This is a genomic window from uncultured Gilvimarinus sp. (assembly GCF_963972205.1).
Lineage (GTDB): Bacteria > Pseudomonadota > Gammaproteobacteria > Pseudomonadales > Cellvibrionaceae > Gilvimarinus > Gilvimarinus japonicus.
On record NZ_CAXAUC010000001.1, the window covers coordinates 96,648 to 119,726 of the forward strand.

At 53.8% G+C, this 23,079-nt stretch carries 20 protein-coding genes; 8 read left to right on the plus strand and 12 right to left on the minus strand.

Annotated elements, in window-relative coordinates; all coding sequences use genetic code 11:
• The first annotated feature begins 44 nt into the window (after positions 1 to 44).
• A complete protein-coding gene (locus AACY82_RS00410) occupies positions 45 to 518 on the plus strand; it encodes a Spy/CpxP family protein refolding chaperone (RefSeq protein ID WP_339614779.1) in 474 nt (157 codons plus the stop codon).
• A gap of 149 nt (positions 519 to 667) precedes the next feature.
• On the opposite strand, the gene AACY82_RS00415 is transcribed toward AACY82_RS00410, so the two are convergent.
• The 10 genes from AACY82_RS00415 to metG all read right to left on the minus strand — a co-directional run bounded on the left by AACY82_RS00415 (position 668) and on the right by metG (position 12,069).
• Complete coding sequence (locus tag AACY82_RS00415; protein WP_339614780.1) at positions 668 to 1,999, minus strand: ATP-binding protein; 1,332 nt, start codon at positions 1,997 to 1,999, stop codon at positions 668 to 670.
• Positions 1,996 to 2,667 (minus strand): response regulator transcription factor, encoded by a 672-nt coding sequence (locus AACY82_RS00420; RefSeq protein WP_339614781.1) that lies wholly within the window; start codon positions 2,665 to 2,667, stop codon positions 1,996 to 1,998. Before AACY82_RS00420 ends, AACY82_RS00415 begins: the two co-directional genes overlap by 4 nt.
• A 107-nt stretch (positions 2,668 to 2,774) precedes the next feature.
• Positions 2,775 to 3,620 carry a mechanosensitive ion channel domain-containing protein gene (locus AACY82_RS00425; protein WP_339614782.1) on the minus strand — a complete coding sequence of 282 codons (846 nt, stop codon included), beginning with the start codon at positions 3,618 to 3,620 and terminating at the stop codon, positions 2,775 to 2,777.
• Between the two features lie 199 nt (positions 3,621 to 3,819).
• A complete protein-coding gene (locus AACY82_RS00430; RefSeq protein WP_339614783.1) occupies positions 3,820 to 4,536 on the minus strand; it encodes an electron transport complex subunit E in 717 nt (238 codons plus the stop codon).
• Entirely contained in the window at positions 4,536 to 5,201 is a 666-nt protein-coding gene (gene rsxG / locus AACY82_RS00435) for an electron transport complex subunit RsxG (protein WP_339614784.1), read from the minus strand. Before rsxG ends, AACY82_RS00430 begins: the two co-directional genes overlap by 1 nt.
• Entirely contained in the window at positions 5,201 to 6,253 is a 1,053-nt protein-coding gene (rsxD, locus tag AACY82_RS00440) for an electron transport complex subunit RsxD (RefSeq protein ID WP_339614785.1), read from the minus strand. The genes rsxG and rsxD overlap by 1 nt, the downstream gene beginning before the upstream one ends.
• A gap of 51 nt (positions 6,254 to 6,304) precedes the next feature.
• Positions 6,305 to 8,617, minus strand: coding sequence for an electron transport complex subunit RsxC (gene rsxC, locus AACY82_RS00445; RefSeq protein ID WP_339614786.1), 2,313 nt, complete (start codon positions 8,615 to 8,617; stop codon positions 6,305 to 6,307).
• Positions 8,617 to 9,255, minus strand: coding sequence for an electron transport complex subunit RsxB (gene rsxB / locus AACY82_RS00450; protein ID WP_339614787.1), 639 nt, complete (start codon positions 9,253 to 9,255; stop codon positions 8,617 to 8,619). The genes rsxC and rsxB overlap by 1 nt, the downstream gene beginning before the upstream one ends.
• An 18-nt stretch (positions 9,256 to 9,273) precedes the next feature.
• Entirely contained in the window at positions 9,274 to 9,849 is a 576-nt protein-coding gene (gene rsxA / locus AACY82_RS00455; protein WP_339614788.1) for an electron transport complex subunit RsxA, read from the minus strand.
• A gap of 201 nt (positions 9,850 to 10,050) precedes the next feature.
• Positions 10,051 to 12,069 carry a methionine--tRNA ligase gene (gene metG / locus AACY82_RS00460; RefSeq protein WP_339614789.1) on the minus strand — a complete coding sequence of 673 codons (2,019 nt, stop codon included), beginning with the start codon at positions 12,067 to 12,069 and terminating at the stop codon, positions 10,051 to 10,053.
• 243 nt (positions 12,070 to 12,312) lie between these two features.
• Between metG and apbC the strand changes: the two genes are divergently transcribed.
• The 5 genes from apbC (at position 12,313) to AACY82_RS00485 (ending at position 18,609) form a co-directional block, all read left to right on the plus strand.
• Positions 12,313 to 13,404 (plus strand): iron-sulfur cluster carrier protein ApbC, encoded by a 1,092-nt coding sequence (gene apbC, locus AACY82_RS00465; protein WP_339614790.1) that lies wholly within the window; start codon positions 12,313 to 12,315, stop codon positions 13,402 to 13,404.
• A gap of 619 nt (positions 13,405 to 14,023) precedes the next feature.
• Positions 14,024 to 14,914, plus strand: a complete 891-nt coding sequence (locus AACY82_RS00470; protein WP_339614791.1) for a lytic polysaccharide monooxygenase — start codon at positions 14,024 to 14,026, stop codon at positions 14,912 to 14,914.
• Between the two features lie 179 nt (positions 14,915 to 15,093).
• Positions 15,094 to 16,500 (plus strand): mechanosensitive ion channel family protein, encoded by a 1,407-nt coding sequence (locus tag AACY82_RS00475; protein WP_339614792.1) that lies wholly within the window; start codon positions 15,094 to 15,096, stop codon positions 16,498 to 16,500.
• Between the two features lie 361 nt (positions 16,501 to 16,861).
• A complete protein-coding gene (gene dcd / locus AACY82_RS00480; protein ID WP_339614793.1) occupies positions 16,862 to 17,431 on the plus strand; it encodes a dCTP deaminase in 570 nt (189 codons plus the stop codon).
• Positions 17,432 to 17,748: 317 nt separating this feature from the next.
• Positions 17,749 to 18,609: a putative porin gene (locus AACY82_RS00485; protein ID WP_339614794.1), complete on the plus strand. Its 861-nt coding sequence runs from the start codon at positions 17,749 to 17,751 to the stop codon at positions 18,607 to 18,609.
• 74 nt (positions 18,610 to 18,683) lie between these two features.
• Here the strand turns inward: AACY82_RS00485 and aroA are convergent, their stop codons facing one another.
• Both aroA and AACY82_RS00495 read right to left on the minus strand, forming a co-directional pair.
• On the minus strand, positions 18,684 to 19,967 hold the full coding sequence (gene aroA / locus AACY82_RS00490) for a 3-phosphoshikimate 1-carboxyvinyltransferase (RefSeq protein ID WP_339614795.1): 1,284 nt from the start codon (positions 19,965 to 19,967) through the stop codon (positions 18,684 to 18,686).
• Between the two features lie 109 nt (positions 19,968 to 20,076).
• Positions 20,077 to 21,069, minus strand: a complete 993-nt coding sequence (locus AACY82_RS00495; protein ID WP_339614796.1) for a Gfo/Idh/MocA family oxidoreductase — start codon at positions 21,067 to 21,069, stop codon at positions 20,077 to 20,079.
• 86 nt (positions 21,070 to 21,155) lie between these two features.
• Between AACY82_RS00495 and AACY82_RS00500 the strand changes: the two genes are divergently transcribed.
• Both AACY82_RS00500 and AACY82_RS00505 read left to right on the plus strand, forming a co-directional pair.
• Positions 21,156 to 21,710, plus strand: a complete 555-nt coding sequence (locus AACY82_RS00500; protein WP_339614797.1) for an NUDIX hydrolase — start codon at positions 21,156 to 21,158, stop codon at positions 21,708 to 21,710.
• A 206-nt stretch (positions 21,711 to 21,916) separates the two neighbouring features.
• Positions 21,917 to 23,065 carry a porin gene (locus AACY82_RS00505; RefSeq protein ID WP_339614798.1) on the plus strand — a complete coding sequence of 383 codons (1,149 nt, stop codon included), beginning with the start codon at positions 21,917 to 21,919 and terminating at the stop codon, positions 23,063 to 23,065.
• Positions 23,066 to 23,079 lie beyond the last annotated feature (14 nt).

A 23,079-nucleotide genomic window follows, 5' to 3' on the forward strand; every position in this document is an offset into this window, starting at 1 on the left:
GGTAGTGATCATTCGTTTACTGATTACCCTTTAGGAGATACACAATGAAAAAGACACTGACTACTTTAGCGTTAACCTCAGCATTGGTACTGACTACCGCAGCTTATGCGGGTAACGGCCCGCGCGATATGATGGGGCCTGCAGCGCTACTAAACGACCGGGTTGCCGAGCGCTTGGCGTTAACCGACGATCAGCAAGTGCGAATTTCTGAGCTGATTGAGTTACATCGCAGCCAGTATCCACAAGGCGACGCTAAAGAGGCCTTTGCGCAAAAACGTGAGGCGATGGACGCTTTAATGACGGAGCCTGAGTTTGACGAGTCTGCGGCACGGGCATTGTTAAGCGAGGATACAGAGCGTCGGTTGGCCGGCATGAAGTTGCGCCATGACCTTGCTCAAGTACTGACCGACGGGCAGCGCGAAAAGCTTGAGAAAATGCGTGAGCGTCAACACAAAAAAGGGCGCAATAGCAAAGGTCGCGATGGCGAGCGCCGTGGCGGGAAGCCGGAGCGTTATTAAGTGGTTGCCGGCTTACATTCAGGGTTACGACTGATAAGCAGTTGGCAGTAACCTCGCAGAAGCCAAAAAACGGTGCCATTTGGCACCGTTTTTTTGTTAGCGTATTGCTTCGGCTGCTTAAGTGGTTATCCCTAAAACTGTCAGGTGCTTTACTGGGTAGCGTGGGACAAACCGGGGTAGCTTAGGGTAAAGCACAGCCCGCCCGATGGGGCAGGGCTGGCGGTTAGATTGGCGCTCAGAGCCTGTGCGGCAGCGTGCGCGATGGCGAGGCCCAAGCCGATATTACCTTGGTGGCCTCGGGCCGGATCTCCTCGGTAAAAGGGCTCAAACAAATGCGCTAACCGCTCAGCGCTAACCCCCGGGCCATTGTCGGATACACGCAGTTGCCAAGCACCGGCTTGAGCGCTGCTGAGCGTAACCTCAATGGTGTCGGCGTAACGGCATGCATTTGACAGTAAATTATCCAGCACGCGCTGCAACAGCTGCGGTTTGGTGTTGACCGTGAGTTGCGAGGGGCCGCTGTAAATGAGCTGCTTGCCCTCGCTTTGAAAACGCCAATCGTCGATAGCTTGTTGCACTTGTTCGGCGATGTCGGTGCTTTCATTTTGTTCCTGGTAGTTAGAACCCTCCAAGCGCGATAGAGTTAATACTTGATCGACTAAATGCTCCAAGGTTTCGCACTCTTTTTCTATACGATCAATATACGAATTGCTGCCCTGGTCGGCCAGTAAACCGGCGGCTAACTTTAGCCGCGTAAGAGGCGAGCGCAACTCATGGGAAACGTCGGCCAGCAACCGTTGCTGGGTCGCGATGGAGGTTTGTAGTTTTTCGGCCATTAGGTTGAAATCGTGACCTAGCTGACCTAGCTCGCCTTTGCCCGATGCCACGCGGACTGATAACTGGCCGTCTCCGAATTGTCGTGCGGCGCGTGACAGATGTCGAATAGGGCGGCTAAGCCAGCGCGCTAATATGAGCGATAACAGTAGCACCAGCGCCATAGACGCAATCAGCCGCCAGTGGGGTGAGTCTCGTAGTGCTTGGCGCCAAATGGGTACCGGCTGTGGCGGCATAACCCAAACCGCCAGCAGGGGGCGGTCTCGGGTGTTAATAAGGAACGGGCCGATGGCCACCAAACCGCGATCTAGCGCTAAGGTATGCACGGTGTCTTGACTTGCAAGCTCGGCTAAACGCCAGTGCATTCGGTCTCTCTCGATCGGTTCGAGGGTGGTTGGATCGTAAAAGGCTAAACCGTGCCGATTGCGGCCTTTGAGTAATCGCTCTGACGACCGGCCGGCATAACGCTGTAGCGAGCGTTGATATTGATGTAAGTCCTTCATTTGTTGCGCGCTGGGTTGGTGCAGCTCGTCGTGCCGGTCTAGATAGTTACCCAAAAAAAAGTTGGCCACCAACAGCAACGTTAGTGAGAGCCAGAACCATAAAAATAATCGCCCGGTAAAACCGCTAAAAAAAGACAGCTTCATGTGCTTTGCGCCAGTAACTGATAGCCGGAGCCTCGGACGGTCTTAATACAAGGGGCGGCGTTAATGGCCGTCATTTTTTTGCGTATATGGGAGATGTGAATATCAATATGACGATCAAACGGTTGTAGTCTGCGGCCAAATGCCTCACGCGAAATCATGTCTTTATCGACCAACTCACCGGCTCGGTCAAACAAAATGTGCAGTACGCGAAACTCGGCCGCTGTCAGGTCCAGGTGCTCGTCAAAATAATAGGCCTCAAACGATTCCGGTTTCATTCGTAACGGGCCTGTCTGGGGCTTGGCCTGCGGTTGCAGTCGGCGCAAAATAGCTTGTATTCGGGCTACCAGTTCGCGATGAGAGAAAGGCTTGGCAACATAATCATCGGCGCCCAGCTCCAGCCCAAGCACTCGGTCAATCTCGTCGCCCCGTGCGGTGAGCATCAGTACGGGTACGTGAGTTTCTTGACGCAGTGCACGCAACACCTCAAAACCACTCTGGCCGGGGAGCATGACATCCAGCAGCACTAAGTCGGGTTGCTCCTGTAAGGTAACGTTTAAACCCGTAATGCCGTCGTGGCTGGCGATAACGCTAAAGCCGTTGTCGCGCAGATAATCGCCCAGTAGCTCGCAAAGAGCTTCGTCATCATCGATGATATGTACACTTGTCATAGCGTTATTGTAGCTCCAGTGGCGTATCACACACGGCTATTTACGTTAGTTTACGTCAAAAAAAACGGGGCCGAAGCCCCGTGTTGCGATACGACTAATGAAGCCGCTTAGGCCGCATCGGATTTTTGCGTAACAGGCGCGTCGGCGTGAACATCCATTTGTGGGAATGGGATCGTAATGCCGCCCTCGTCGAATGCAAGCTTGATGTTCTCAACCAAGTCGAATTTAACTGGCCAGAAATCAGATGTTTTAACCCAGGGGCGCACCACAAAGTTAACGCTGCTATCGGCTAACTCTGATACCGCAATGGTGGGGGCGGGCTCGGCCAGTACGCGTTCGTCGGCCTTAACCACACGTTCCATAATCTCTTTGGCTTTTTTGATGTCATCGCCGTAACTAATGCCAAATACCATATCTACCCGGCGGGTAGGCAGTTTGGAGTAGTTGGTAATGTTGTCATTGTAAATCTGGCCGTTGGGTACGATCACTTCTTTGTTGTCGGGAGTGTTTAAGGTAGTGGTGAAGATACTGATGGTTTTCACCACACCAGCGGTGCCACCGGCCTCAACGTAATCGCCGGCGGTAAAGGGGCGAAATACCAGCAATAAAAAGCCCGAGGCAAAGTTCTGCAGCGACCCCTGCAGTGCCAAACCAATGGCCAAGCCGGCGGCACCGATTAAGGCGATCATTGAGGTGGTATCGACACCGAGCTGATCCAGTGCCGCAATAATAACCACAATTAAGAGTAGGGCGTTGGCAATGGCCTGAACAAAGTCGACTAAGATGTTATCCAGCTTAGTGCGGCCGAGCACTTTGCCCAGTAGGTTTACCAGAATTTTAACGACGATTTTACCGATAATAAATATTAGCAGCGCAGTGACAATATTAATGCCCCACGGAATGACATGATTGTGGACAAAGGTCATGACATCGTCTTGGTTAAACTCAAACATAGTGCTTCCCTCAATATTGATTGACCGTGGCTTGCGCCCGCGCGGATAAATATGACTGGCCAACGTTGGCGTGGAATTGTGTCAAACCTATGACGGCGGTTTAGGAACCGTCAGCGTTAGCTGATTATTGCCACTAATAGGCATCAGTGCAACTTTCAAAGGCATAACAACCGCACAAGGTTGTTATGCCGTATGAATTTTAGGCGATTGTACCGGTGGTGCGCACCCGTTTGTTGCCTTTTACCGGCTTCTCTTTGCGGGCCGCGGCGCGCTGGGCCTGATGATGGTCGATGATGTTTTTTAGCGCGATCAAAAAACCCGTTACGATAAAGGCGCCGGGCGGCAAAATGGCGACTAAAAACCCTGGATAGTCGGCAAACAGCGTTAAGGTCCAACCCCGGGCAAGCTCGCCAAACAGCAGGTGCATATTGGCAAATAGAGTGCCGCTGCCCAAAATTTCACGTATCGCACCCACGGTCAGCAGCACCAAGGTAAAACCTACGCCCATCATTAAGCCGTCGATGGCGGAGGGCAATACCGGATTTTTACTGGCAAAGGCATCGGCGCGGCCTAAAATGGCGCAGTTAGTAACGATCAACGGAATAAAGATCCCCAAAATCGTGTAGAGCTCGTAAGTGTACGCTTGCATTAATAACTCAATGCAGGTGGTGAGCGAGGCAATAATCATCACAAACGCCGGCAAGCGCACGGCATCGCTCACGGTTTTGCGAATCAGTGATACGGCAATATTAGAGCTGGTCAGCACCATCATGGTGGCCAGCCCCAAACCCAGGGCATTGACCACTGAGCCGGACACGGCCAGCAGCGGGCACAGCCCCAGTAGCTGCACCAGCGCGGGGTTGTTGGTCCACAGACCTTTTTTACTGATCGTTTGCCATTCGGCGGTATTGCTCATCACTTGTCACCTACGTTGCGCGGTGTATTTACCTCAGCTTGCTCGGGGATCTCGAACAATAGGTTGCGCTCTGCTTGCACTTGTTGCAAGACCCGCTTGATTTGCCCGGTAACGGCGCGCGGGGTAATCGTCGCCCCGGTAAACTGGTCGAACTCGCCGCCGTCTTTTTTTACCGCCCAGCGCTCAGGCGCGGGGTCGGATAGTGACTTACCGTTAAAGCCTAAAATCCAATCGCTTTTGTTGGTGTCGACTTTATCGCCTAAGCCCGGTGTCTCTTTGTGCACTAAGGCCCGTGCGCCGGCTACGGTGCCATCGCGATTTACACCCACTAGCAAGCGGATGGCGCCACTGTAACCGTCGGGCGCGACGGCCGGGACGATAACGGCGATGACTTTACCGCTTTTGCGCGCGCGATAAATCGGCTCGGGTTGAGTAAGGCCTAAATCAGCCATCATGCCCGCCGGTGTGGCTATGGTGTCACTCAGCATGTCGTTATCGACGCGATCTGCGGTGACTAGCTCGTAAAGCGCGCGCTCGGCGGCTTGGCGCTCGGCCTCGGCGATACGATCGCGAGTGCTAACGTTGGTGACAGCCAGCACGCCGGCGGTTACCAGGGCAAACAGCCCGAGCAAAACACTGTTTTTACTGATTGATGCGCCCAGCATTAGAGGTCAGCCTTTTTGGTTGCGCGTTGGCTTTTCTTGTGCCCGTAAGTGCGCGGCACGGTGTAATAATCGATAAAGGGTGCGGCAAAGTTCATGAGCAGCACCGCAAAGGCGATAGCGTCTGGGTAGTTGCCCCAAATACGAATAACGTATACCAGTACGCCGATGCTGGCACCGTAGATCAATCGGCCGCGATTACTTACCGCCGAGCTGACCGGGTCGGTGACAATAAAGAACGCCCCGAGCATGGTGGCACCCGAAAACAAATGAAACAAAGCCGAGCCACCGCTGCTTGAGCTGCCGCCATCGTAAAAAATAACCGCCATCAGGGCTAGCGCGGCAAGCATACTAACGGGCGCGTGCCAGGTAAAAATACGGCGGTACAATAAGTAAACGCCGCCAACTAAAAAGGCGACATTGGCCCACTCCCAGCCGGCACCGGCAAACTGGCCGGCGGCGAGTACGGGGTCTTGTAGGTAAACACTGTCGAGCATCAACGAGCTGTTTTGTTTTACGGTATCCAGTGGGGTCGCGGCGGTGTAACCGTCAATGGCCGTGCCGGCCCAAATTTGTTTTAGCGCCTCGATTAATGTTGGTGTGTGGCCACCTACATCCATGGGCGCGGCCCACTGGCTCATTTGCAATGGAAACGAGATCAGCAAAATAACGTAGGCGACCATGGCCGGGTTAAACGGGTTAAACCCCATACCGCCGTATAGCTGTTTGGCCAGGACAATGGCGCAAAAGCTACCCACCACGACAAGCCACCAAGGGCAGTAGGGCGGTAACGCTAAACCGAGCAATACCCCGGTAACCAGCGCGCTGCAATCGCGTAAGTAAAACAGTACGGGCCGGCCGCGCAGCGCCATAATGGCCGCTTCCAAGCCCATGCAGACGGCACTGGCCAGCACCACATTGTGCAAAGCGCCGATACCAAAAAAGTACGTCAGCACGGCCAGCCCTGGCAACGTCGCCATAACCACGGTGCGCATGACCTGACCGGTGCCCAAAGCCCGGTGCGTATGCGGTGATGTGATGCGTGTCAGTGCCATGGTGTGTTCCGTCGGTTAAAGGCTAAACCTATAAAGCCTACGCCTTAATGGTTAGGCTTGCTCGTTGTGTTCGGACAGCTGTTCGCGGGTCGCGGCCAGTTTAATTTCGAGCTTTTCCACGCCGCTTTTAAAGGCGTCGATGTTGTCGTCGTTATCCGCCTCGGCTTTGGCTAGGCGGGCGCGCGATTTTTCCAAACGCGCTTCCAGCGAATCCACTTGATTGCGCAGTTTGTCGGCAACGCTCATGGTACTCATGGCTGCCGCGCGTGCTTTGGCTTTTTCGATAGCGCTGCTGGCGGCGTCAGCTGTTGTGTCAGATGTAGACGGGTCCCGTGGCGTCGGCTCGGCAACGCTTGTGGGGGTCAGCTCGTCCAATTCTTTTTGGCTGCTGGCAATTTTCTCTTTCAATTTGGCCACGCCTTGCTCTAACGCTTCGGCTTTATCCGACTCTTGCTCGCGTGCCTCGCGGGCCTTGTCTTCGGCTTTGGCTAAGCGCTTGTATAAGGACTCCAGCGAAGAGCGCAGTTTTTCCTCGGGGCTCATAGTCGCTTTGGCTTTTGCGCGCTCGATCGCGGCACTGACCGGATCGTCAGTTGCCGGTTTTGGGGTTGACGCAGGTTCCGTCGCAGCGGCGGGCTTGCTGGGCGCTGCGCCTAATGCTGCCAGCTTATCCCGCGCCCCGGCGAGTTTAACCTCGGCCTGTTTAATGCGCGCTTGCTGTTTTTCTAGCTGCTCATCGGTCGCGTCGTCCTGCGGTTTTTGCGCCTGCTTTAAGCTGTCTTCGGCGGCGGCCACAAGTCGTTCGAGTTTGGCGCGTTGTTTGTCGTTATCAACCGCACTGGGCTGCGCGGCTGGTGTTGCGCTATCGCCTGCCGCTGGTGTGGCCGCTTTTTGTTCGGCGAGTTTCTTTTTCGCCGCTTCGGCCGCTTTTTTACGGGCGAGGCGCTTGGCTTCTTTTTCGGCCTCTTCTTTCTCGATCCGCTCTTTGCGGAACTCAAAGCGACGGCGCGAGCGGTCGGATTTTTCTTTGTCAATCCGGTGCTGGCGAATCTCGCCTTTAGCTGCGCGATAATATTGCACCAGAGGAATATGGCTGGGGCAGACATACGAGCACGCGCCGCACTCAATGCAGTCAAATAAATTGTGCGCCTCGAGCTTTTCTAAATCTTCGCTCTGGGCGTACCAAAACAACTGTTGGGGCAGTAAGTCGGCCGGGCATGCCTCGGCGCACATGCCACAACGAATACACGCCTGCGCCGGCGAGGGTGCGGGTAGCTCTTTGCGGGTCGGCGCCAAAATGCAGTTGGTGGTTTTGACCAACGGCACCGAGGTGTCCGGCAGCGAGAAGCCCATCATCGGCCCGCCCATCACTAAGCGCGAGGCTTTTTTCTCGTTAAAGCCGTGTTGCTCCAACACAAACCGAATCGGCGTGCCCAGTAGCACCTCAACGTTGCGCTGAGTGTCGAGCGCCTCGCCCACGACCGTGGTAATGCGTTTTACCAAAGGCTCGCCAAAACGCACAGCGCGATACACTGCCGCAGTGGTGCCGACGTTTTGGCAGACAATGCCAATGCTGGCTGGAATCTGGCCGGCAGGCACTTCGCGCCCGGTAAGAATTTGAATGAGCTGCTTTTCGCCACCGGACGGGTACTTGGTGGGGAAGCTCACCACTTCAATGGTGGTGCCTTTGGCCGCTTCACGCAGGGTCGATATTGCCTCTGGCTTATTGTCTTCTATGCCGATGACAACACGGCCCGGCTCACCCAATAGCTTGCTTAAAATTTGCGTGCCGGCGATGACCTCGTCGGCACGGTTTTGCATCAAAATATCGTCGGCGGTGATGTAGGGCTCACACTCGGTGCCGTTGATAATCAGGGTGTCGATCACTTGATTGGCGCGCGGGTTGAGTTTTACCGCCGTGGGGAACCCAGCGCCGCCCAGTCCGGCAATACCGGCGGCGCGCACGCGCGCAAGCAGTACGGTTTTATCAAGGCTTTGGTACTCGGGCGCCTCGTCCAGTGCTAACCAGTGGTCGTCGCCATCGGTGTCTAAAATAACGCATGTGTCGGTCATGCCCGAAGGGTGCGGTACCACGTGCTCGACAATCGCGGCCACGGTGCCCGAGGTGGGGGCGTGCACGTGGGCGCTAAACACACCGTCGGCTTCGGCCAGCAGTTGCCCGCCCAATACTTTTTGGCCTACCTCGACTAATACTTTAGCCGGCGCGCCAATATGCTGATTGAGCGGTAGAATTAACTGCGGCGCTATCGCCAGTGACGTTAGCGGCTCGGTCAGCGACTGCGCTTTGTTTTCGGGCGGGTGTACGCCACCGGGAATATCCCAGACTTTGATCAACTGCGTCATTAGGCGGCTTCACCTGTATCGCTTTGCGTGTGACCGCGACCGGTATCGGTCGCAATCAAGTTGGCGGCTTGCTCGTGGCTTGCCGCGGGCAAATCCCAGCTCCATTCGCGAATGCCGGACGCCACGGGAATCATATCGATACAATCCACCGGGCAGGGCTCTACGCACAGGTCGCAGCCGGTGCACTCATCGGCAATCACGGTGTGCATTTGTTTGGCAGCGCCCAAAATAGCGTCCATGGGGCAGGCCTGAATACACTTAGTGCAGCCGATGCATTCGTCTTCGCGAATAAAGGCCACCGTGGGTACGTCGGACTCTTCGCCGTGCTCTTCATCCAGTGTCGGCGCTTCAACGTCCAGCAAATCGGCCAGCTCGTTGATGGTGGTTTGGCCACCGGGCGGGCACTTGTTGATGGCATCGCCGTTGGCAATCGCTTGCGCATAAGGCTTGCAGCCGGGGTAACCGCATTGGCCGCACTGCGTTTGCGGTAGCAATGTGTCGATTTGTTCGACCAGCGGGTCGCCCTCCACTTTAAAGCGGACGGCGGCGTAGCCCAGCAGTGCGCCAAATACGAGCGCGAGGCCGATCAGGGCGATCAGCGCCGAGGCAATGGGATGTTGTGCAATGGTTTCAAACATAGATAGCAACGCGGTGGATTAAACCAAACCGCCGAACCCCATAAAGGCGAGCGACATTAAGCCTGCGGTAATCATGCCGATAGCGGCCCCTTTAAAAGGCAAGGGTACATCGGCGACCGCTAAACGCTCGCGCATAGCAGAAAATAAAATCAGCACCAGTGAAAAACCCAGCGCAGCACCAAACCCAAACAGGGTGGACTCCATAAAATTGTGGGCTTTTTGCGTGTTTTGCAAGGCGACACCCAATACCGCGCAGTTGGTGGTAATGAGCGGCAAAAACACACCCAGCACGCGATACAGCAGTGGGCTGGTTTTTTCGATAAACATTTTGGCCAGCTGCACCACCACGGCGATCACCAGAATAAAGCTGATGGTGCGCATGTACTCCAGCCCCAAGGGCTGCAGCACCCAGGTGGCGACTAAATAGCTGCAAATAGAGGCCAGGGTGAGAACAAAGGTGGTGGCGCTCGCCATACCGATGGCGGTTTCTAATTTGTTAGAAACCCCCATAAACGGACACAAACCCAGAAACTGAACCAACACAAAGTTGTTCACTAGGATCGCGCTGAGCAAGATAACCGCAAGTTCGGTCACACTGTTCCCCTCAAGTCGTCCGCAGGCCGGGCTACCGGCGCTAAAGGCGCATTATCCGTGATGCGACCCCTACGGTTCAATATAAAACCCATTCTCAATTAGGTTGATTGGGCATATGCTTATAAATGGTTTGCGAGTACGGGTTACGGCGAGCGGAGTACGGTCTTTGTACCGTTCCCCATTATCCGTTCACCGCAACCTCTACATTACTCGTTGCCCAGGCTTGGAGCCGCTGTCGGGCTCTAATAGATAAATTTCGCTGCCACCAGGGCCGGCGGCCAGCACCATACCTTCTGACAGACCAAACTTCATCTTGCGCGGCTTGAGGTTGGCGACCATCACGGTTAAGCGGCCCTCTAAGTCTTCTGGTTGATACGCGGCCTTAATGCCCGAGAATACGTTGCGGGTTTCGCCGCCCACATCCAGTGTTAATTGCAGCAGCTTATCGGCGCCTGCAACGTGTTGTGCCTTAACGATGCGCGCCACGCGCATATCAACTTTGGCAAAGTCGCCAAATTCGATTTCATCGGCAATAGGCTCATCGGCTAATGGGCCGGTAGCGGCGGGCTTGGCTTGCTCGGCCGCCTCTTCTTTGCTGGCCTCTATCATGGCGTCTACCTTGTCTTTATCAATGCGCTGTAACAGCGGCTTAAAAGCATTGATGCGGCCCGTGCGGTAACCAGGTGCACTGTTCCAGTCGAGGGTTTCGCCTAAAAAGTCTTCGGCGCGTTTACCAAGCTCGGGCAATACTGGCTTAAGGTAAATCATTAGTGCGCGGAACATGTTGATGCCAAGGCTACAAACGTCCTGAACCTCTTGCTCGTGACCGGGTTCTTTGGCTAGCGTCCAAGGGGCTGCTGCTGCGATATATTCATTGGCGGCATCGGCCAGCGCCATAATCTTGCGCATCGCCTTAGAAAAACTGCGCGCCTCGTAGTGGGCGGCAATGCTCTCGCTGGCGTCAACAAAGCGCTGCCATAGCTCGGCATCGGCCGGTGCGGGGGCGAGTTCGCCGCCGGCTTTGCTGACAAACTTAGCGGTGCGGCTGGCAATATTCACCACTTTGCCGACTAAGTCGGAGTTTACCCGCTGCACAAAATCGTCGAGATTTAAGTCTAAATCGTCGACGTTGGCGGTGAGCTTGGCGGCAAAATAGTAGCGCAAATATTCAGGGTCTAAGTATTTTAAGTAAGTCTGACCGTTAATAAAGGTGCCGCGCGACTTGGACATCTTTTTGCCGTTGACGGTAACAAAGCCGTGTACATTCACCTTGGTGGGCGTGCGCATATTGGCTGAGTGCAGCATAGCCGGCCAAAACAAGGCGTGAAAGTTGACGATGTCTTTGCCAATAAAGTGGTGCACCTCAGCGGTGGAGTCGGGGCGCCAGTATTCTTGCCAGTCAATGCCGTTTTTGTCGGCAAAGTTTTTTAAGCTGGCGATGTAGCCAATTGGTGCGTCCAGCCAGACGTAAAAATATTTGTTCGGGTGGCCCGGAATTTCAAAGCCAAAGTAGGGCGCATCGCGCGAGATATCCCACTCTTGTAGGTCGGCGTCGAGCCATTCGGCCACTTTGTTGGCCACTTCATCTTGCAAGTGACCGGCGCGGGTCCACTGCTTTAAAAAGTCTGAAAACTCTGGCAGCTTAAAGAAAAAATGCTCGGACTCTTTGGGCACAGGGGTTGCGCCGGTTAAGGCGGAAACCGGGTCAATTAGGTCCATCGGCGCGTAGGTGGCGCCGCAGGCTTCGCAGTTATCGCCGTATTGGTCGTCAGTTTTGCACTTAGGGCAGGTGCCTTTAATGTAGCGGTCGGCCAAAAACAGCTGCTTTTCGGGGTCAAACGCCTGCACAATCGAGCGCTGGGCAATATGGCCGTTGGCCTCGAGCTTGGTGTAGATTTGCTCGGCCAGCTCGCGGTTTTCACTTGAGTGCGTGCTGTAGTAATTGTCGTGACCGATTAAAAAGCCTTGCGAGACTTCGAGGTGCGCCGCGTGCATATTCTCGATGTGCTCTTGCGGGCTAATGCCTTGCTCTTCGGCCTTGAGGGTAATGGCGGTGCCGTGAGCATCGTCGGCGCAAAAGTAATGGCACTCGTGACCGCGCAGGTTTTGAAACCTCACCCAGATATCGGTTTGGATCTGCTCCATAATATGGCCCAGGTGCAACTCGCCATTGGCGTAAGGCAATGCGCTGGTTACCATAATCTTGCGGCGTGTGGTCATAGTCTCGACATCTACTCTCGTTAGTGGCGGTAGCCCGCAGCGTATGGGCCGCGTTAGCCGTCGTAAAAAGCCTTGCCGCAGGTGGGCGGCGGGGGCAAAAATGGAGCGGTACTATACCATTTTCATCCCTTTTTTGCGCGGCGTTTCAGGGGTTTACGTTACTGATGGTTGGATTTTACAACTGTGCCCCCACCAATAGGGCACAGTTACTTATCAGAGCGCTTGCCAGAGGTTACCAAAGCCATGACTGACCAAACCGAAATTGCACGTGTACTCGGCGCTTTAGCCGATCCCTACAATGGCGCCAGCCTCGATAGCTTAGGGGCGGTAGAGTCGTTGAGCGTAGCGGGCGGCAAGGTTCAGGTGAGCCTTGCGCTGGGTTATCCGGCCGCGACCGACGAGCGCCTTGCGGAGCAAGTGCAGCGAGCGTTAATGGCGCTGGATGGCGTTGACGCGGTAGACCTCGACTTACGTTGGAGCGTAGCGGCGCACCCGGCGGCCAATAGTGCCCAAGCGGTGCCGGGGGTTAAAAATATTATCGCGGTGGCCTCGGGTAAAGGCGGGGTTGGTAAATCCACCACCGCGGCTAATTTGGCTTTGGCTCTCGCGGCGCAGGGGGCCCGTGTGGGTGTTTTGGACGCGGATATTTACGGCCCAAGCCAGCCGCAAATGTTGGGGGTAGGCCAGCGCCGCCCACAAATTGTGGGTGAGGGCAAAGCGCAACAAATGGTGCCCATTGAGGCCCACGGCTTGCAGACAATTTCGATGGGATACCTGGTGACTGAGCAAACCCCGATGGTCTGGCGTGGCCCTATGGTCAGTGGCGCGCTAAAACAATTGCTGAGTCAAACCCGCTGGGACGACGTGGATTATTTAATTATCGATATGCCACCTGGCACTGGCGACATCGCCCTAACGCTCTCGCAAAGTGTGCCGGTCACTGGTGCCGTGATTGTCACCACCCCGCAAGATATCGCGCTGTTGGATGCGGTCAAAGGCATTGAGATGTTCCGCAAGGTGAATGTGCCCGTGTTGGGTGTGATTGAAAATATGGCGACCCACGTGTGCAGCAACTGCGGTCATGAAGAGGCCATATTTGGCGCCGGTGGTGGCGAGCGTATCGCCCGAGACTACGATACCTCACTACTTGGTGCGCTGCCTTTGTCTTTGGCGGTGCGCGAACAAGCCGATAGCGGCGTGCCCTCGGTGGTCGCAGAGCCCGACGGCGATGCCGCCCAAGCGTACCGGAGTATTGCGTTAAAAATGGCGGCGCGTTTGTGGCAAGAGAACACTCAAGCGGCTCCTGCGCCTATTTTTGATGCGGTGGATGACTAACCGAATCGAGGTGTTTATGTCCTCGCGGCAGATAATGTAGGGGCGGGCTTAAAGATTTACCGGCACTAGGGGCTTTATATTTTAAATGTGAATTAGCGTTAATGCTTTTTATTCCAAAAATAATTATCTTTTTCTGAAATAAAAAGTTTTATTTTAATTGGAATTAGGTATTAGTAGTGGGCAGAACTGTGACACTACCCCGTTCACTTTGTTACGTGGCTCACGTTTTGGCGCGATTATCCTGTTTTTAGTGTTTTTGCGTGCCAGCAAGGCTCTGTTAGTAAATACCAAGTAATTTCCTTTGTGTTGAAATATTATATCTGTCGTGGTTTGATCGTATTGAACCAGTCGTATGCCAATACTTGGTGTTTAGACACTAAGTCAGAGGCGGAGCTCTTTAAACGAGCTTAGTGTTAGGGCTGGAGTCAATATTTATCGCTACGCATCTCTTTTCTTTATGTGCGATAGACAACGTTGTCTTTTGGGCTTTTGCGATAAAAAGGCGCGTGTGCGCAGTTGCGTGAATGACGACGCAATAGATGGAGTGAGGCAGGACGGAATTTATAGAGATGCCAGCGATGAATGTCCCGTTACGATAATGTTAAAGAGGGTATTACGGATGAAAGCACAATGGTTTACTCAAAAAGCGCTTAAGAGTGTGATGATTGGCTGCGTCACTGTCGCCAGTCTTAGTGCGACCTCGCTGGTTAGCGCGCACGGTACGATTACCTCACCTGAGAGTCGTATTTGGAACTGTAAGCAAGAAGGTGCCGAAACGTTGAGTTCTGCAGCGTGTCAGGCCGCTAAAGCTGAGAGTGGTACGCAGCAGTTTTACGATTGGAACGGTATTCGTCAGGGGGCGGCCGGTGGCAATCACACCTCAGTGGTACCTAATGGCGAGCTGTGTTCAGGCGGCGATCCGGGTACGTTTGGTGGTATGGATCTGGCCCGCAACGATTGGGTCGCGACGCCCGTCAATGGCTCGCAAACGTTTACTTGGTACAACTCGGCCGCCCACGCGACGCAATACTATCGTTACTACATTACTAAGCCTGGCTACAATCCAAGCCAGCCCTTGGGTTGGGACGATTTAGAGCTTATGGTGGAAACCCCTCCTGAAGCGGCCGAGCATTACCCCTCGCATACGGTAAGCTTGCCGGCGCGCAACGGCCGTCATGTGGTATACGCGGTTTGGCAACGCTCTGACAGCCCAGAGGCGTTTTACGCCTGTGTCGATGTAATGTTCAGTGGTGGTAACACGAGCTCTTCAAGCAGCTCAAGCTCGTCTAGCTCTTCGGTTTCATCCAGCAGCTCGTCTTCAAGCTCGGATAGCGGTAATACCTGTGTGGGTATTCCAAACTGGAGCACTGGAGATACTTACACCCAAGGTGATCAAGTGCGCTACAACGACAGCCGCTTTGAGGCTAAGTGGTGGACTCGTGGTGACACGCCAACCGATCACGATGGTCAGTGGGATGTGTGGATTAACCAAGGCTCTTGTGCGAATTAATCAAGTGGCTTAAAACAACACGGACGTTCTGCAAAAAAGCCGCGCCTTAGGGTGCGGCTTTTTTGCGCCTACCAAAAAGAGGTCGCAATTAGTGTTACTGGGTACTTAACTGAGTTTTGTCTGGCGGCCGGTTGTGGCGACTGCTAGGATAAAGCCGCAAAGCCAGAGGTGCATTAACGGTGAGTAAAAATATGGCGCAAAAACAGTCTTGGTGGTCGTGTGTGTTATGGGTGTTGCTGCTGGTTGTTGCGGCTGCAGCGGGGGCGGATGAGTCGGGTGACTCTGCCGAGCAAATCGGTGAGGCGAAAGTCGATAATGCCGACCGGGTCATTGCACTGGATTCGCCGTCACAAGATGCTGACATTCAAAACCGCTTAAGCGCGATTTTGACAAGCTCGGAGCAGTTCTCGCAGTTACAGATCCGGGTCGATAATGGTTTGGTGTTTTTGCGCGGTTACAGTACTGATACCGACTTTATCGGCTGGGCAAGTGATATTGCCAAAAATATTGACGGTGTTGTCGCGGTGGTTAATAACGTGGAGCTGACGCCTGTTAATTACTTTAGTGCCGCCGCTATTAAAGCTGAATTTGCCAATTTGTGGGTTAAGTTTGTGCGCGCATTGCCGCTGTTGTTAGCCGCCGCATTGACCTTCTTGTTTTTCTTTTTTACCTCGCGGCCAGTGGCGGCCTTTTTAGTTCGGCCCCTAAGGCTTATGACGGATAGCTCGTTGATACAAGTAGTATTGCGGCGCTTACTGTCAATTTTTATTTTGTTGTTGGGCTTTTATTTCTTTTTGCGAATTGCCGGGCTGACGCAATTTGCGGTAGCTGTTATCAGTGGCACCGGTTTGCTGGGGTTGGTAGTGGGGTTTGCGTTTCGCGACATCGCCGAAAACTTTATCGCCAGCTTATTGTTAAGTGTTCAGCGGCCATTCCGGTTGGGTGAAGTGATTGAGGTATCAGGGTTTCGCGGTGTGGTGCAAAAGGTGACAACGCGAGGCACGACACTGGTCGACTTTGATGGCAATCATATTCAAATCCCCAATGCTATTATTTATAAAAGTGTGATTCAGAACTTCTCTGCTAATCCAAATGTTCGCGGTAGCTTTGATATCGGTGTCGGCTACGATGCGAAAGTGCGCTTTGCCCAAGAGGTGGCGATGGCATTGATGCTAAAGCATCAGGCGGTGCTGAGTGATCCGGAGCCCCAAGTGCTGATCGATAGTTTGGGCGCCTCGACGATTAATTTAAAAATTTACTTTTGGGTCGATGCCGCCGAGTACAGTGTGGTTAAAGTGGCCTCGTCTCTGATGCGCGAAGTGGTCCGCGCCTTTGAGGCCGCGAATGTTTCGATGCCAGACGACGCCCGCGAAGTAATATTCCCCCAAGGTGTTCCCTGGGTCGACGAATCAACCCACCCCGAGCCTGCCGCACCAGCTCAACCGCCGGTGGCGCCCACAACGGCAGCCGAAGCTCACACCGGCACCACCGGTCGGTTGCTGGACGATTTAGCGAGCGATACCGATGATATTCAGCAGCAAGCTAAACGGTCCCGCGATCCGGAAGGTGGGGCCAATATTATTTAGCGTTAGGGGGCGAGATAGTGACCCGGTGCTCAGAGGGCGGCTCACGGCGTTCCATGAGACTCACGGCGTACAGCCAATCCAGCGTGTCTATCAAGGCGGGCGGCCGTATTTGCCCGCTTTGGCGGGATAGATGCATAAAGTAATCAGAGCGCCACATGGGTGTGGTTGAGCCGAGCCGGAGGCTGAAGGCGCCCCTTGTTGTAAGTCAAAGAAGCTCCCGGTGATAGTTGCAGTAGAAATAATAGTATACTAATAATCGCCAGGCTGTGGGATCGCTTGAATGTTGACCGAATGCTCCCAAAGCGCGGCAAAAACCGCTATCATGCGCGCCGTAATCACATCGTTACCTAAGGGGAGCACAATGAGCATCAAATCCGATAAATGGATGCGTCGTATGGCGGCAGAGCAGGGCATGATCGAGCCGTTCGAGCCGGGCCAGGTACGCCACGGAGCCGATCAGCAACGGATCATCTCTTACGGTACTTCAAGTTATGGCTACGATGTGCGCTGCGCCGATGAGTTTAAAATCTTTACCAATGTTTATTCGTCGGTGGTGGACCCGAAGAACTTCGATGAAAACAGCTTTGTCGATGTGAAGAGCGATGTGTGTATTATCCCACCTAACTCTTTTGCGTTAGCGCGTACCGTTGAGTACTTTCGGATACCTCGCTCAGTATTGACGGTGTGTCTGGGTAAATCGACTTACGCTCGCTGCGGCATTATCGTCAACGTCACCCCGCTTGAGCCTGAGTGGGAAGGGCACGTAACCTTGGAGTTTTCCAATACCACGCCGTTGCCGGCAAAAATTTACGCCAATGAGGGCGTTGCGCAAATGCTGTTTTTTGAGTCTGACGAAGAGTGCGAAACCAGCTATCTTGATCGCGGCGGTAAGTACCAAGGTCAGCGCGGAGTCACGTTGCCAAGGACGTAAGTCTTTGGCATGCGTTATTTTACAAAATGATATTTACCTATCTAAACTTTCTTTGATGTTCCGCGAAACTTTCTGTTTCTAGCAGCGTCCTAAGCCTGTTCGCAAAATGCACGCGTTGTGTGTTTTTGCCTGGAGGCTTTATTACAGGACGTGTTCGCCTATCCTCCATTTCTTTCGACCTGATCAGTGTTAAGTATCCGCGCGCCATTGTGCGCGGCATGGTTTCGGCTGGCTAAAATTTACCGGTCACCTGTTAAAGCAATAAAAAGCGGCATGAACCGTAGAAAAATTGGGATATTATTTTTTAAGGAGTTTTTATGCGTTTTAAATTAGGGTTGATTGCGTCGTTTGGTTTTGTGGGTTCAATGCCTGCATTGGCCGAACCGTATCAGTGGGAGATTGAGGGTGGCTACGGCGAGGGCGAAGATAAACTCTTCGTTAACGGTGATCAAGATACCAAAAGGTATACCGTGTCGGGGAAATACTATTTCTCTGCCGTGGAAACGCTCGGCCGACCTTTGGCTGAGGCTGCCTTTTTAGGGCGTGCGAGTAATATTAACCTAGTAACGGATTACCGCTCGACGGCAAGTGAGTATCAGTACTGCATTTATGGCGAGCAAGGCTGTCAGGTGCAGCATAGGCAGAATGACATGTCGCAAGTAGGCGTTGGTGCTGGCATTGAATATTTTGTGCCTAATAGCATTTTTTACCTGTCGGCGAGTATAAAGCGAAGTGAGCAAGAGCTTGAGTATCGCGCTCAGAGTCTAGCGGGTGACTCTTATTATTCGTACGATAGAAATAAAACGTATTGGTCTGCCGCGGTGGGGGTGATGCCGCTTGATGGTTGGCTGATCGCCGCCAATTTTGGCGAGAACGATGAGTTTAATGGCAGTGAAAGCAGTCTCGAAACCAAATATGTATTACCGTTAGGGGAGCGAGCGCTTAACCTAACCGGTGAGTATTATATTGACAATCATGGCTACCATTACGTCGACTGGAAAATAGGTGCCGATTACTATTTTAGTCCAACGTTTAGCGTAGGGGGTACCTACGCTGACGGTGATACTTATGGGATTCGGGCAGAGAAGTTTTTTACAGAGTCTTTTAGTCTTGCTGTTGACTACCAAGAAGGTGATTACGAGGAGTCTTTTGGTGTTTCCTTAAAAGCACGCTTTTAAGATTTGCGCTGATTTAACAAGGTGACACAAAAAGGCCGGCAATGAATGGTGCCGGCCTTTTTGTGTTGGTGGCGCTATTTGGTGATGCGTGCAAACTCATCAAAGTAGGTCGGGAAGGTTTTAGACGTACATTTGGGGTCGTTAATAACAATCTCGGCATCGCCAAAACTTGCCAGCGAGAAGCACATGGCCATGCGATGGTCGTTGTAGGTGTCGATGGCCGCGGCGCTCAGCTGCTCGGGTGGCTCGATGTAAATATAGTCCTCGCCCTCTTCTACGGTGGCTCCCACTTTGCGCAGCTCGGTTGCCATGGCCGCCAAACGGTCGGTTTCTTTAACGCGCCAGTTGTAGATGTTGCGAATACGGGTTGGCCCCTCGGCAAACAACGCGGCGGTGGCAATGGTCATGGCTGCGTCGGGGATGTGGTTTAAATCCACGTCTACGCCTTTTAAATTACCCGTGCCTTTTACTTCAATCCACATGTCAGAGTAAGTCACCTCGGCGCCCATTTGCTTCAGCACCTCGGCGAATTTTGCGTCGCCCTGAATGCTGGCGCTGCCGGTGCCGTGTACTTTTACCGGGCCACCACCAATAGCGGCAGCCGCCAAAAAGTACGAGGCCGATGAGGCGTCGCCCTCGACCATAATCTCACCCGGCGATTGATAGGTTTGCTTACCTGTAACGCTAAAGCTTTGATAGTTATTGTTGGCGACGCTTACGCCGAACTTGGCCATAGTGTCGAGGGTAATATCGATGTAGGGTTTAGAGACTAGCTCTCCATCGACGTTAATGGTCGTGTCGCCAGAAAACAGTGGCGCCACCATTAATAGTGCGGTCAGGTATTGGCTAGAGATATTACCTTTAATGCTAACCTCTCCGCCGGTCAGCGGTTTGCCTTTAATCAGCAGTGGCGGAAACCCATCGTCCTTTTGATAGCTAATATCGGCGCCCAGCTGACGCAGAGCATCGATCAAATCGCCAATGGGGCGCTCGTACATGCGCGGCTCACCGGTAATGGTAAAGTCGCCGCTGCTTGCGGCTAGGGCGGCGGTGAGTGGACGCACCGCCGTGCCGGCGTTGCCGAGGTACAAGATTGCCGCTTCGTCGATGGCGAAGGTGCCACCTAAGCCGTCGAGGGTACAGGTTTGTTTGTCGTCGCTCAGCTGGTAGTTCACGCCCAGCTCGGTTAGTGCGCTCAGCATATGGCTGACGTCGTCGCTGTCGAGCAAATTGGTGATGGTGGTTTGGCCTTTGGCCAGTGCGGCCAGCAGCAAAATACGGTTAGACAAGCTTTTGGAGCCGGGCAGGGTGACTTCGCCCCGTGCGCTAGTGATGGGTGATAGGGTCAAGGTTTCCATAAATTGCCGGCTCGTGTCAGAAAAAGGCGGTATTTTACCGGAAACCGCCACCGCTGCGCTATGGGTAGCACGCAATCGTGAGCCGACAGCGCGCGCGGCCTTTTACGTGTTACTCAAAATCGTATTTAAGTGGTAATTGTTCGCGGATGGCGTCGAGTACTTGCATGATGCCGAGGGTCTCGGCCAGCGGAATAATTGGGCTTTCAAGCTCGCCGGCGCGAATGCAGCGGGCGGCCTCACGTACCTGAAAGATAAAGCCGTTGTCGGCGTTGCGGTTACTGATGGTTTCAGTCTCGCGCCACTCGCGCCCGTTAAGTTCGCGCAAGGTAAATGCATCGGCCGATTGAAAGTTGGGGTAGTCGATGCGTCCAGTGGCGCCAAATAAGCTGACTTCTTGCCCCAGTAGCAAATTAAAGCTGGTGTTAACCGTGGCGATACAGCCGGAGGGGAAGACTAACTGGTACGAGGCAATTTCATCTACCCCGGTATTGCTAAAGTGACAATGGCTGTGACTGATTTGCGGCAGCTCGCCCAACCAATAGCACAGCATGCTGATGGGGTAAATGCCCATATCCAGGGTTACGCCGCCGGCCAGTGCGGGGTCGATTAAGCGCGGTAGGTAGTAATCTGGGGCAATGCCGCCGAAGTTGATATTGGCAACTTTGACGGCGCCGATACGTCCGCTTTGGATGGTATCGCGCAACGTAATCATGGATGGCAAAAACCGTGTCCAGATGGCTTCCATCAAAAATACTTTGTGCCGTTTGGCGCAGTCGATTAGCACCTGAGCTTGCGGCGCGTTGACCGTGAAGGGTTTTTCAATCACCACATGTTTGCCGTGGGCGAGGGCAAGCAGGGCGTTGTCGGCGTGAAAGTTGTGAGTGGTGGCAACGTAAACCACGTCGATATCGTCGCGCGATACCAGTCGAGCGTAGGTTTCACTGTCGATTTGGTATTGATCGGCAAAAGTTTGGGCGCGCTCGGGGGATTTGGATGCGACGGCTACCAGCTCGTTGTCGGGCTCTAGGTTAATCGCCTCGGCCATTTTATGAGCAATAATACCGGCACCGATAATGCCCCAACGGATAGTTTGATTGGACACGAGATCTCCATATTGTAGGGTAAGACTGTCAGGTGAAACTATTTTTAGTGTGTAAGAGCGTGGCGCAATTTTACCTTGGAGTAAATATGAGTGATGCAAAGATAGTCCAGTTAAGCAGTAAAGAAGTGTATAAAAACCAATGGTTGCGCGTACGGGAGGACCGTGTTCGTCGCCCCAGCGGTGCTGAGGGTATTTACGGCGTGGTCGAAAAACCTGATTTTGCCGTCATAGCCGCTATCGAAGACGATCATATCTACTTAGTTCAGCAGTACCGCTACACAGTGGGTGGTCGTTTTTGGGAGATGCCGCAAGGCGCGTGGGAGCAAAACCCCGATGCTGACCCGGCCCTGCTGGCGGCTGGCGAGCTGCGTGAAGAGACAGGCTTGGTAGCGGATAAGCTGACACAGCTGGGCTACCAGTACCTGGCCTATGGTTTTTGCGATCAGGGCTACCATATCTACTTGGCCGAGCATTTAAGCCAGCAGGAGCGCAAGCTCGATGCCGAGGAGGAGGATTTAATCGTAAAGCGCTTTAGTTTGGCGGATATGCGTCAAATGATACTCGACGGTGAGATTTGTGACGCCACTACGGTTAACGCCTACGGTTGGTTGCATTGGCGGGGGTATTTGGGCAAGGCGTAAAGCGCGCGCTAGTCCATCCACTGGGCGCCATTGCATGTCGGGCCCGGTGGTCTATAGTTTTAATGCTAGCGTAGGTGTTATATCCAGCGAAATGCTGTTTGCTTGATTGGGGGCGTTAGACTTACTGCACTAGGCTACGGCTTAGGCCTTAACCGCCCCGCAATCCCGATCATGGAATCATTCTATTCACCTGATGAGATCATCCAATGCGATTGCCGGCAGCAACCCCTGCACCAACAACAATAAAGATAGCCGCAGTAGGGCTCGGTTTATGGCTGTCGGCCAGCGCAGTGGCCGACACCGTGGCCAGCTCTGCTAGTGCGCAAGCCGCTACCGCCAAGCCCGCCAGCAATGTCTTGTCTGCAGGGGTATGGGGGACCTACCAATACCTGCCGGACGACCCGGCCAATAAAAACAGCGGCGGTGAGTTTACCGGCGAGGCGCTCATCCTGTATGCCGACGGCGACGCCGGTGACAGCGGCAATTGGCTGTATTCCGCCGAGTTTCGGGCCGGCCCCGGCAGCTTTACCGACCCTGATAACAACTCCAGCGGCGATGACTTCGCTTTGCACAAGGCGTGGGTGGGCTGGCAGTTGGGAGATCAGCATACTGTGCGGGTGGGTAAGTCTCAGGTGCCATTTGGCTGGAAGACCGTTAACTTTTGGCCCGGTGATATTCTCTTGGCGGGCTATGGCGATCAAATGGATGTGGGGGCCAAACTCACCGGCAGTGCCCACCGGCTGAGTTACGATGCCGCGTATTATCACGCCGATGACTGGGGCGGTGTCAGTACCGATACACTGGATGACAATGGCCACTGGGGTAGCTCCAGCACCTACCGCAAAGTCAAAACCTGGGTGGGCAATGCATCCTATGCGCTAACCAGTCAGCACTCGCTAGGTGTATCACTGCAACGCGGCAAGTTGCAAGATTTAACCGGTGACCCGGCTCGTCCTGTGAGCGGTAGCCACGAGGCCGCTGTTTTATATTACGAGGGGCAGCTGGGAAGCTTTTTCTCAAAAGCCTCGTACATCGCGGCATCGCGCGATTTACCCAAGGGTTACGCGAGTGGTGCCCAGCTAACACCTACTGTTAAGAATAAGCGCCTGAGCGCAGAGGTGGGTTACAACCTGGGCCCTTGGGCTATTTATCTTGATGCTTCGGCCGCCGAGCCCGATACCGAGGGCAGTGAAGCCAGCACTGTTCGTGCGCTAGCCCCTGGGGTTCGTTACGATTATGGCCCGGGCTGGGTTTATCTTGAGTATCTTAATCAAGATGGTTACATCGATCGCAATGGTCAGGTGGGCGAGGGCGATTTTGAAGCGCTCTATCTATCGTTAGACTTTTATCTGTAAGTCTATTCACACAA